This is a genomic window from uncultured Fretibacterium sp., assembly GCF_938040765.1.
Taxonomy (GTDB): Bacteria; Synergistota; Synergistia; order Synergistales; family Aminobacteriaceae; genus CAJPSE01.
This window is the reverse complement of sequence record NZ_CALIAA010000123.1, coordinates 1-11518: the sequence shown is the minus strand read 5'-3', so window position 1 is coordinate 11518 and position 11518 is coordinate 1. Positions and strand designations below refer to the sequence as shown.

The 11518-nt window shown below is 64.6% G+C and carries 9 protein-coding genes; 6 read left to right on the top strand and 3 right to left on the bottom strand.

The annotated features are described in order from the left end of the window. Positions 1 to 40 precede the first annotated feature (40 nt). From Q0176_RS04625 to selD, 6 genes are all read left to right on the top strand, one after another. Positions 41 to 1882, top strand: coding sequence for a GGDEF domain-containing protein (locus Q0176_RS04625; RefSeq protein ID WP_299299700.1), 1842 nt, complete (start codon positions 41 to 43; stop codon positions 1880 to 1882). A gap of 17 nt (positions 1883 to 1899) precedes the next feature. Next, positions 1900 to 2859 carry an ROK family protein gene (locus Q0176_RS04620; protein ID WP_299299698.1) on the top strand — a complete coding sequence of 320 codons (960 nt, stop codon included), beginning with the start codon at positions 1900 to 1902 and terminating at the stop codon, positions 2857 to 2859. A 98-nt stretch (positions 2860 to 2957) separates the two neighbouring features. Further along, positions 2958 to 4538, top strand: a complete 1581-nt coding sequence (locus Q0176_RS04615; RefSeq protein WP_299299696.1) for a flotillin family protein — start codon at positions 2958 to 2960, stop codon at positions 4536 to 4538. Further along, positions 4535 to 5128: a hypothetical protein gene (locus Q0176_RS04610; RefSeq protein WP_299299694.1), complete on the top strand. Its 594-nt coding sequence runs from the start codon at positions 4535 to 4537 to the stop codon at positions 5126 to 5128. Before Q0176_RS04615 ends, Q0176_RS04610 begins: the two co-directional genes overlap by 4 nt. A 126-nt stretch (positions 5129 to 5254) precedes the next feature. Continuing rightward, complete coding sequence (locus Q0176_RS04605) at positions 5255 to 6268, top strand: asparaginase (protein WP_299299692.1); 1014 nt, start codon at positions 5255 to 5257, stop codon at positions 6266 to 6268. Continuing rightward, positions 6258 to 7355 carry a selenide, water dikinase SelD gene (selD, locus tag Q0176_RS04600; protein WP_299299690.1) on the top strand — a complete coding sequence of 366 codons (1098 nt, stop codon included), beginning with the start codon at positions 6258 to 6260 and terminating at the stop codon, positions 7353 to 7355. Before Q0176_RS04605 ends, selD begins: the two co-directional genes overlap by 11 nt. Positions 7356 to 7379: 24 nt before the next feature. Here selD and Q0176_RS04595 read toward each other — a convergent pair whose 3' ends face one another. The 3 genes from Q0176_RS04595 to Q0176_RS04585 all read right to left on the bottom strand — a co-directional run bounded on the left by Q0176_RS04595 (position 7380) and on the right by Q0176_RS04585 (position 11154). Beyond that, positions 7380 to 8531: a pyridoxal phosphate-dependent aminotransferase gene (locus Q0176_RS04595; RefSeq protein WP_299299688.1), complete on the bottom strand. Its 1152-nt coding sequence runs from the start codon at positions 8529 to 8531 to the stop codon at positions 7380 to 7382. 224 nt (positions 8532 to 8755) lie between these two features. Beyond that, the gene (gene gltA, locus Q0176_RS04590) at positions 8756 to 10273 is read right to left on the bottom strand and encodes an NADPH-dependent glutamate synthase (protein ID WP_299299686.1); all 1518 of its coding nucleotides are present in this window, start codon (positions 10271 to 10273) and stop codon (positions 8756 to 8758) included. A 2-nt stretch (positions 10274 to 10275) separates the two neighbouring features. Next, positions 10276 to 11154 carry a sulfide/dihydroorotate dehydrogenase-like FAD/NAD-binding protein gene (locus Q0176_RS04585; protein WP_299299684.1) on the bottom strand — a complete coding sequence of 293 codons (879 nt, stop codon included), beginning with the start codon at positions 11152 to 11154 and terminating at the stop codon, positions 10276 to 10278. Positions 11155 to 11518: the final 364 nt, after the last annotated feature.

Sequence of the window (11518 nt, the reverse complement as noted above, 5' to 3'; positions counted from 1 at the left end):
GAGACAACACCCATCTAGGCCCGAAAGGATTGGAGCGTTTATGCGTCGAAACCGAGTTCTGAAGTTTTTTCTTGTTCCCATCCTCATCATCCTGGGCAGCGTCCTTTCCGAAAGAGCCGACGCCGACTTCGACAACGCCGTTTTTCCGCTTTTGCAGGGGATCGAGAAAATGTCCGTCCACTCGCCAAGCCTCAAGGACCTCGGAAAGGACATCCCCTTCGAATCGGTATCGGGCGACATCATCACGCAGAACTCCTTCAACGGCTCGAGCTGGTTCCGTATCCCCATGGAGGACCTGGTGCGGGATATCGAGGGCCTGTCCCTGCGCCCCGACGAGGGCGGGGTCCTGATGATCACCTCGCCCCACATCACGCACGTGGACTGCTTCGTCCCCAAGACGCTCTCCACCTACGAACATTATTCCTACGACAAAGATTCGAGAAATGTCCTCCAATTTCTCTACACCCGCTATCCGGTTCTCTGGCTGGCATCCCTGAATGCGGCCGCCAAGGGCGGCTACGCCTACCTGAACGTGCGCTCCGACTACCCCGTCGCCGCCAGGCTGTGCCTGCTGGCGCCGATGTCCTTCATTCGCTTCTTCTTCAAATCCCTGATCACTCAGCTCGCCTTCGTAGGAATCATGATCGCGTTCGTCGTGACGTACTTCCTCTTCTACATGATGACCGGAGAGAAGGAGTACCGCACCTTCACGATCCTCCAGTTGAGCACCACCCTGCTCGCCGCCTCCTTCAACGGACATTTTCACGCCTACATGAATCTGCCGGCCTCGCTCTCCGTATTCATCACCTGGTCGGTATTCGGATTGGCCAACATCGTGGGCGCCCGTTTTCTACTCTCCGAACTTCAGGGGGCCCCCCGAATCCAGAAGGCCTACAGGCCGGCCCTCCGCAACCAGTGCGCCCTGGCGCTCGGGGTGCTGGCTGCGGCCATGAACGGCCGTTTTATCTGGGTCTATATCGGCGCCACGTGCGCCTTTCTCCTGAGCCTCACCGGCTCCGTGCTCCTGTTCGTCCATATGGTCAGGACGAGGACCTCCCTGCGCAGCCTGCTTCTCTATGCGGTGTCCCACATCACTTTTTTCCTCGGCATAGGGATAATGTTTCTGGGCACGTACTATACCCCCTATTACCTCGACAAGCTCTCCTATCCGGACATCCCCTACATGTCGCTGCTGATCGCCGCCCCTTTTTTCTCGATCCTGCGGAAGCTCTTCGAGAGCCGAGCCCGATTCGACAACTACAACCGCCTGCAGGCACAGAGCGCCCACTATCGCGAGCTCAGCCAACGGGACGGACTGACGGGGCTGTACAACCGCTCCTACCTGGAGCAGATCCTCAACGACAGCGTCAGGCATGCCGAAAGGACGGGGAAAAGCCTTTCCTTCATCATGCTCGACATCGACCATTTCAAAGAATTCAACGACACGTGGGGGCACCAGGAGGGGGACCGGGCACTTGCGTTCGTGGCCCGGGTCATCCGGGACTCCCTGAGGGAACAGGACGTCGCCGCACGCTACGGGGGGGAGGAGTTCAGCATCGTTCTGGCCGGGGCGGACCTGTTCATCGCAAACATCGTCGCGGAACGGATCCGCAGGAGCTGCGAGGCCCGCTCCTTCTCTCTCGGCGGGGACAGGACCCTGACGGTCTCGCTGGGAGTTTCCCTGTTCCGCCCCGGGGAGACGCCGGATTGCCTGATCCGGCGCGCCGACGAGGCCCTCTATCAGGCGAAAAACAATGGGCGAAACCGCGCGGAAGCGGAAGCGCCCCACCCCTTCCATGCCCCCCGGAAACCCTCGCTGCCCCCCTCGGCGGACGATGGCTCCATCCATACCCACGCCCCGGAGGAAGGGCCGGAACGATAGCGCGGGGAGGCGCGGACATGGCGTTCTACATCGGAGTGGATATCGGCGGGACCAACATCAATGTCGGCGTAACCGACGGGACGGGGAACATCGTCGGGGAGGCGGAGACACCGACGGGGGCCAACCGCCCTCAGGAGGCCGTCATCGGCGACATCCTGTCGGCGGCCGACCGGGCCGTCTCCGCCGCGGGGGTTCTCCGCAGGGAGATCTTTGCCGCGGGGGTGGGATGCCCCGGCACGGTGGAATCCTCCTCCGGGACCGTCGTCTACAACAACAACCTCGGCTGGAGGAACTTCCCTTTAGGGAAACTGCTGTCCGAGGCATGGAGGCTCCCCGTCCGCGTGGAGAACGACGCCAACGCCGCCGCCCTCGGGGAGGTCTGCGCCGGCAGCGCCAGGGGCGCGTCGAGCGCCATGATCCTGACCCTGGGCACCGGCGTGGGGTCCGGATTCGTCGTCGAGGGGCGCATCTGGACGGGATGGAATGCGTCGGCCTGCGAGTTCGGGCACATGGTGATCGTGAAGGGCGGGCGGCCCTGCACCTGCGGACGCCGCGGCTGCCTCGAGGCCTACGCCTCGGCGACGGGGCTGATCGACATGACGCGCGAGGCCATGGCCGCGCATCCCGAGAGCCTCATGAACGCTCTGGCCGAGAGGGAGGGCCGGGTCGGAGGACACACCGCCTTCGCCGCGGCGGAGCGGGGCGACGCCGCGGCGCTCCGCGTGGTGGACGAGTACGTGGACTATCTCGCCTGCGGCGTGACGAACATCGTCAACGGCCTCCAGCCCGAGGTCGTCGGCATCGGCGGAGGCGTGGGAAGACAGGGCGACCGGCTGCTGGCCCCCCTGCGCCAAAAGGTCTACGCCGAGGTCTACGGCGGCCGAGGAGAACGCTTCACCCGGCTGACCCAATGTACCCTGGGCTACCGAGCGGGCCTGGTCGGCGCGGCAATGGCCGCGATGCAGAGCACCGTCTGAGGAAGCGCAAACCGTCTGTCCTGAGGCATATCGAAGCGGATTCGATCCGTTTTTCCCCGAACCCGAGCTCGAAATTTCTCGTAAAAGGAGTGGTCGAAATGCCCGTAGTGCTCGTTTTCATCGTTCTGCTGACTGCGTTCCTGTTTCTGACCTTCTTCGCCATGCTCAGGCGTTACCGGCGCTGCCCCTCGGACAGGATTCTCGTCATCTACGGAAAGACGGGAGAGGGCTCGGCCCGGTGCATCCACGGCGGCGCCGCCTTCGTCTGGCCCCTCTTCCAGGACTACGCCTATCTCGACCTGACCCCGATCTCCATCGAGATTCCGCTTCAGGGCGCGCTTTCGAGGGAGAACATCCGCATTGCGGCCCCCTCGACCTTCACGGTGGGCATCAGCACGGAGCCCGTGATCATGAAAAACGCCGCCGAACGTTTGCTGGGCCTCAACCTTTCGGATGTCCGCAAGGTGGCCGAGGACATCATCTTCGGTCAGTTCCGCGCCACCATCGCCACCATGAACATCGAGGAGATCAACAAGGACCGGGAGAAATTCCAGTCCGCCGTCATGGAGTCCGTTGAGGTCGAGCTCGCGAAGGTCGGCCTGCGGGTCATCAACGTCAACATCAAGGACATCGACGACGAATCGGGCTACATCAAGGCCCTGGGACAGAAGGCCGCGTCCGAGGCCATCAACCAGGCCCGCATCGACGTCGCTGAGCAGGAGAAGAAGGGACAGACCGGCGTGGCCGAGGCCGAGAAGGAGAAGAACATCGCCATCAGCCTTGCGGGCAAGGAGCAGCGCATCGGCGTCGCCAAGGCCGAAAAGGAGCAGTCCATCGGCGTGGCCGAGGCCGAGAAGGAACAGCGTATCGGCGTCGCCGAGGCAAACTCGCGGGCGATCGTCGGCGTCGCCTCCGCCGACAAGGAACAAAGGATCGGCGTGGCCGAGGCCGAGAAGGAACAGCGCATCGGCGTGGCCTCCGCGGAGGCGGAGGCGGTAAAGGGCGAGAACATCGCCAGGCAGGTCAAGGCCCAGTCCGAGGCGGAGCTGCGCGAGAAGGTCGCCGAGGCGGACAAGCGCGGGACCGTGGCGGAGAAGACGACGCAGGCGGAGGCCCGGCGCATCGCCTACGAGGCCGAGCTCGAGGCGGAGGTCGCCCGAAAGGAGCGCGACAAGGCCGCTCAGCTGGCCAATACGATCCCGGCCGCCGAGGCGGAGAAACAGCAGCGGATCATTGCGGCGGAGGCCCTGATGGAACAGCAGCGGCGTGAGGGACTCGGCGAGGGAGAGCGCATCAAGAACGAGATGCTGGGCCGCGCGGAGGGAATGAGGGCCATCTTCGAGGCGAACGCCGAGGGTATCCGGAAGCTGGTGGAGGCCTCCGGCGGCGACGCGAACGCCGCATTCCTGCTGATGATGGCGGATCGCGTCCCCGCGATGATGGAAATTCAGGCAAAGGCCATCTCGAACTTCAAGATCGACAAGGTCACCGTCTGGGACGGGGGCGCGGGGGGCGGAAACTCCATCTCCGGCCTCGTCCGCGACTACGCGACCAGCCTGCCTCCGCTGCAGGACCTGCTCAAGATGACCGGCGTCATCGGCCCCGGGCTTCTGGGACGCAGGGAGGAAGAGAAGCCTCCCCACCGACCGGCCCCCGGGAGCGCGGATAAAGCCCAATGACGCCCTGGGAGTGGACGCACGCGGCCATAGGGGCTCTCGCCTCCGCAATCTTTCTCCTGCAGACCCTCGGCATGGGGGAGGACGGCGGAGACGCGGATTCTTCCGACACGGACTTCGACTACGGAGAGATCCACGACCATGCGTCGGGGTTCTCCGGCTACCTTTCCCTGCGCAACTTCGTGGGCTTCTTCATCGGCTACGGATGGGTGACCCTGGCGAGCCTCCTGTCCGGCGTCGCGCCGGGGCTCTCCTCGGCCTTCGGCATCGCGGCCGGCGTGGTCTTCGTCCTCGCCTCGCTCCTGTTGATCAGGACGTTCCTCGGGTTTCAGGAGGACGGCAGCCTGAAGCTGAACAACCTGATCGGCTCCCGGGCATCCGTCTACATCGCCATCGCAGGCTCGGGCGGGGGACAGGGCAAGGTCATGGCCGACACCCGGGCCGGGCGCGTGGAGCTGCCCGCGCGGACCCGCGATCCGCAAAAGCTCCTTCCCGGAGAGCTTGTCGAGGTCGTCGGGGAGGACGGCGGCGTTCTGTGGGTGGCCCGCATCACGGAGGACCGCCCGAAAACGGAGGGGAAAAACGAGCGATAGCCGAAACGGCGGGGGCGATGCAGCCTTTCCGGTCCGCAACATCGGCGATTTTCCGCTGGCGTACCCGACGGCGTGCCGTTACGATGCTCGTATCGTTTTCCCTACTTCAGCAGGAGGGATTCAGCCATGAAAATTTCACTACTGACCACCGGCGGGACCATCGCGTCCGTGGAGTCCGACCGGGGCCTCCAACCCGGCCTCGCGGGGGAGCAGCTGCTCCGCGTCTGTCCCGGCCTGATGGGCTTCGAGCATGACGTCGCCGTCGTCGATCTGATGTCCAAGGACAGCTCCAACATGCATCCCTCCGACTGGCTCGTCATGGCCGACTGCGTTCGGGACAGCGCCGCGCGCTCGGACGCCATCGTGATGCTCCACGGCACGGACACCATGGCGTGGACCGCCTCCGCGCTGTCCTACCTCCTGAACGACGTCCCCGTCCCCGTCGTCCTCACCGGCTCCATGCTCTCCGCCGAGGTCCCCGACAGCGACGTCTCGGAGAACATCTACGCGGCCTTCCACTTCGCGCTGCAGCTGGCGATGTACAAGCGCCGGGGCGTCTCCGTCGCCTTCGCGGGCCTGCTCCTCCACGGCCCCCGGATCACCAAGATCGACAGCCGCAGGAAAAACGCCTTCGTCGGCGTGGACTACCCTTTCCTCGGGGAGATGAGGGACCGGGGGACCCACAAGATTGCCTGGCTCACGGCCCAGGTCCCGGCCCTGTCGGCCGAGCGGCCCTGGGGGCCGTCCCCGGCGGTCGAGACGAACGTCGCCCTCGTCCCGATCTTTCCCGGGCTCTCGGCCCGTTTTCTGGACGCCGTCGCGGACACCGGCCCCAGGGCCGTCGTCCTGGAGGGCTATGGGCTTGGCGGCGTGCCCTTCATGGGGGAGAACCTTCTGCCCGCCATCGAACGGGGAATCGCCAGGGGAATCCCCTTCGTGCTCCGGGGGCAGGCGCCCTTCGGGGGGACCGACCCCGCGGTCTACGAGGTCGGCCGGCGAGCGCTGGACCTGGGGGTTCTGTCGGCCCGCAACATGACGCGCGAGGCGCTGATGAGCAAGCTCATGCTGCTCCTCCCCGTCTCCGCGCCATCCGATCTGGAGCGCCGTCTGGGCGCCAACCTGTGCGACGATGTCCTGTAACGACCGGCGCGCGGCCTGCGGGGACAAACAGGCCGCCCTGAAGCGCCTGACGGAGATGTCCCGAACCAGCGGGTGAGCCGCCAAAATAGGTCCGGCGGACCTGGCTCAGGTTTTGGCGGAGATCCCCCATGTCGAGAGCGACCGGGTCCTCGCGACGTGGAGCGGCGGCGAGGACGCGGCCCTCTGGACGATCGACGAGCGCCGGTTGGGCGTCCTCACCGTCGATTTCATCACGCCCGTATCCGACGATCCCTACGTCTGGGGACAGATCGCCGCGGCCAACTCCATCAGCGACGTGTTCGCGATGGGGGGCCGTCCCATCGTGGCCCTGAACGTCGTCGGCTTCCCCTCGAAGGTCCTCGGGCTGGAGGTTCTGAAGAAGGTGCTGGAGGGGGGCTTCGAGAGGACGCGCGCCTCGGGCGCGTTCCTCGTCGGCGGCCACAGCGTCCAGGACGAGGAGCCCAAATACGGCCTCGTCGTCTACGGCGAAGTGGACCGGGACGCAATATGGCGCACCGTCGGAGGGCGGCCGGGGGATCGGCTCCTCCTGACGAAGCCCGTCGGCACGGGCGTCGCGGTCACGGCGATCAAGGCGGGGATGGTCGAGGACCCCCGGACGGCCGAAGAGGCCATGCGATGGATGACCACCCTCAACGACCTCCCCCTCAGGCTCTCCGGGACGCTGCACCGAAGCATCCATGCGGGGACGGACGTCACGGGCTTCGGGCTCGTCGGGCACATCCTGGACATGCTCAGCGAGAGCACCGTGGACTGCGAGCTCTCCCTGTCGCAAATTCCGGTCCTCGGCGGAGTTCCGGAGCTCGCGGACATGGGGCTGGTCCCGGAGGGCGCCTACAGGAACCGGGAGGCTTACGAGAAGCAGGTGGACATCTCGGAGACCTTTTCCCCGACGCTCGCCTCCCTGGACATGATCTACGACGCCCAGACCTCCGGGGGGCTGTTGCTGGCCGTGGCTCCCGATCAGGCGGACTCGCTGTTGCGCTTCTGCCGGGAGAACGGCTTCGAGCGTTCGGCCCTCATCGGAACGCTTACGGAGGGGACGGGACGCATCCGGGTTGCGCCCTGATCGGCCCGCCCCCGGCAAAAAGGCCTACAGGGCCTTCACGAAACCCTCAAGCGCGTCCATGGCCCGCATCAGGGTATCCCGCGACTGCGTGCAGGCGATCCGAACATACCCCTCCCCGCTCCTCCCGAAGGCGCTGCCCGGGATCGTCGCAACTTTTGCGCTCTCCAGCAGCCTCCAGGAGAAGTCCTCGCTCGAGAGCCCCGTTCCCGAGATGTTCGGGAAGAGATAGAACGCCCCCTCCGCGCGATGACAGCGGATCCCCTTCATGGAGTTCAGTCGTTCGGCCACGGCCGCCATCCGGTCCGCAAAGACCGCACGCCGCTCCAGGAGCTTTGCATCCTGAGTGTCGAGAGCGTAAAGCGCGGCCTTCTGCCCCAGGGTGTTCAGCCCGTAGGTCTGCACGGCCGAGATCAGCGTCATGGTGCGCATGACCTCCTCGGGGCCGATGGCATACCCCAGCCGCCAGCCCGTCATGCAGTGGCTCTTGGACAGGCCGCCCATGGTGAGGGTCCGCTCGCGCATTCCGGGCAGGGTCGCCAGACAGACGTGTTCCCCGCTGAAGACCAGGGACTCGTAGATCTCGTCGCTGAGGACAAAAAGATCGTGTTCCTGCACGAACGCGGCGATCTCCTCGAGCTGGGCGCGCGGCACGACCCGCCCCGAGGGGTTGCAGGGCGAATTCAGGAGCAGCCCCCTCGTCCTGGGCGTGACGGCACGTCTCAGATCCTCGACCGTCGGGGCGAAGCCGCTTTCCTCCCGCGTCGGAACCGCGACGGGGATCCCTCCGTTGCCCTCCACCTGTGAAAAATAGGGAGGGAAGCAGGGCTCCACGAGCAGCACCTCATCCCCGGGATCGAGCAGCGCCCCGAAGGCCAGGTGCGGCACCTGCATGGCCCCGACGGCCATGTAGACCTCCTCCGGCTTCGACTTCAAACCGTGATGGCGCTCCCAGTAGCGGCACACGGCCTCGCGTACGTCGTAAAATCCCTGAAGGGGCGGATAATGGGTGAATCCATCCCTGGCGGCTTTTGCCGCAGCCTCGACGATATCCGGTTCCGTATCGAAATCCGGCTCGCCGATGCTGAGGTTCAGCACCCCCTCCATTCTCTCGATCGCCTGAAACATGCGTACCATTCCCGAGGGGCGCAGATTCTCGTGGCGCTTTGCCAGCCTCATTGCCATACACTCCTTTCTCCATCGTTCAATGCGACAGCGGATGAGCGTATTGTACCTTATGAAGAGAGGAGGCCAAGGGTACCCTCGGCCTCCTCGATCTTTTGGCTGTTTGGTCCTTTTTTCGTGATGACGGGGGCGGCCCCTCCTTCATCGGCAAGGGATCCGACCGTCGGAGGGCGCGGAAGAGCCCCCCGGCGCCCTCGCTCAGGGATGAAGGAATACGGCTACTTGCTGCCCAGCCCCGCCAGGTACTCGTTGATGCTCGCGGCGGCCTTGCGCCCCTCGCCCATCGCCAGGATGACGGTGGCCGCGCCCAGGACGATGTCACCGCCGGCCCAGACCTTGTCCAAGCTGGTCTTCTGCGTCTCCTCCTCGACGATGATGTTGCCGCGCTTGTTGACGTTCAGCCCCTTCGTCGTCTTCGCCATCAGGGGGTTCGATTCGTTGCCCAGCGCGACGACTGCGGCGTCGATCTCCAGCACGTGCTCCGTGCCGGGCTTTGCCACCGGGCTGCGGCGGCCCGACGCATCGGGCTCCCCCAGCTCGTATTCCAGCAGCTCGACCCCCGCGACGCGCCCTTTCAGGGCCCTGTCCTCCGTCTCAAGGGGAATGAAACGGGTGGGATTCTTCAGGAAGAGGAACTCGACGCCCTCCTCGAAGGCGTGCTCCACCTCCTCGGCGCGGGCCGGCATCTCCGCGCGGGTGCGGCGGTAGATGCAGTAGACCTTCTCCGCCCCAAGGCGGTAGGCCATGCGGGCCGCGTCCATCGCGACGTTGCCGCCGCCGAAGACGGCCACGCGCTTCGCCTGATAGAGCGGGGTGTCCGCCCCCTCCGTGTCGTAGGCCTTCATCAGGTTGGCGCGGGTGAGGTACTCGTTGGCGCTGAAGACGCCGGTGAGGTTCTCCCCCTCGATGTTCAGGAACTTGGGGAGCCCTGCGCCCGTCCCGATGAACACGGCGTCGTACCCCTCGGAGTCGAGGAGCTGCTCCAGGGTCTCCGTGCGTCCCACCAGGAAGCTCGTCTCGAACTTCACGCCCATTTTCCTGAGATTCTCGACCTCCTTGGCCACGATCTCCTTCGGAAGACGGAACTCGGGAATGCCGTAGACCATCACGCCGCCCTGCTTCTGGAGCGCCTCGAAGACCGTGACGTCATGTCCCGCCCTGCGGATGTCCGCCGCCACGGTCAACCCGGCCGGGCCGGAACCGACGACGGCGACCCTCCTACCCGTCGGAGCGGCCGGCGTGGGGACGGTGGTCTTGTCGTTGTTTCGCTCCCAGTCCGCGACGAAACGCTCAAGGCGCCCGATCGCGACGGATTTCTCGACGGACTTCAGCATCTTTCCCACCGTGCAGAAGCTCTGGCATTGCTTCTCCTGAGGGCAGACGCGACCGCAGATCGCCGGAAGGAGGTTCGTCTCCTTGATGGTATCCACGGCCTCCTTGAAATCCCCCTTCTGGATGCAGGCGATGAACTCGGGGATGTGGACCCCAACGGGGCAGCCCTTCACGCAGGGCTGATTCTTGCAGTTCAGGCAGCGTTCCGCCTCGACCCTGGCCTGCGTCTCCGTGTAGCCCAGCGCCACCTCCCCCATCTCGCGGGCCCTCTTGACCGGATCCCGCGACGGCATATCCTGCTGCGGGATGGCCGCCCTGTCCTTGGGGGTCAGCGTCTTGCCCTGAATTCCGCCCCAGATCGACTCGGCCTCCTGTGCCAACATTTCGGTCGTCTTGTGTTCCATCGTCATGCCCCCGCCTTCGCGTCCAAGCCAATGCGGCACTTGTGGTATTCTTCCTGCTCCCTGGCGCGAAACGCCCCCATGCGCGTCATCATGTTGTCGAAGTCCACCTTGTAGCCGTCGAACTCCGGGCCGTCGACGCAGACGAACTTCGTCTCGCCCCCGACGGAGACGCGGCAGCCGCCGCACATGCCCGTGCCGTCGATCATGATCGTGTTCAGGGATACGGTGATGGGAACGCCGAAGGGCTTCGCGGTGGCCACGCAGAACTTCATCATGATGGGAGGCCCGATGGCGACCACCTCGTTGGGCATGGCGTGTCCGTCCTTGCCCTCGCAGAGCTCCTTCAGCGGATCGGTCACCAAGCCCTTGCGCCCGTAGGAGCCGTCGTCCGTGACGACGATGACCTCGTCCGCGATGGCCCGCATCTCATCCTCGAAGATGACCAGGTCCTTGGACCGGGCCCCGATGATGGCGATGACCTTGTTGCCCGCCTTCTTGTGGGCCTGCACGATAGGATGCATGGGCGCAACGCCGATGCCGCCGCCCACGCAGACGACCGTCCCTATCTTCTCGATGTGGGTGGGGCTTCCGAGAGGCCCAAGGAGGACGGGGATCTCGTCGCCCACCTCAAGCTGCGACAGCTTGAGCGTCGTCGCCCCCACCGTCTGGAACACGATGGCGATCCAGCCCTCCTCCGCGTTGGCGTCCGCGATGGTCAAGGGCACCCTCTCTCCCAGGTCCCGATCGATCTGGAAGATGATAAACTGCCCCGCCTTTCGGTTCCGTGCGATCTCCGGCGCCGTCACCTTGAAGTAGTAGACGCTCTGCCCCCTCTCAAGGTCATGAGAGAGCTGCCTTTTTTCCAGAATCGTATGCAACAAATAACCTTCCCCCTCGCGATAGTGAAATAAAGGTATTTTCACGACGGTGCGCCCTCTGCTCCGGGACAAGGGCGTACCGCAAACCCGAACATCCTGAAGGAAAAACTCCGACGCCGTACGTCCGCATCTCCTTCAAAAATTTTTTGACGTCCCGATTAAGCGGAACGGATTCAGTACTTCGGATCTCAATTATCCTGTCTGACAATACGGAAACCCACAATCCCTCCTCTTAATGATAAGCCTTTTTTCTCAATAAGACAAGGTTTGCTTGCCCGCTCTTTTCTCGAGGGAAGGGGCGAAAAACGAGGAAAACCGTTCCGATGAAATGATTTTTTGCAATTGATGAAGGGTGTAGAAAATGTCT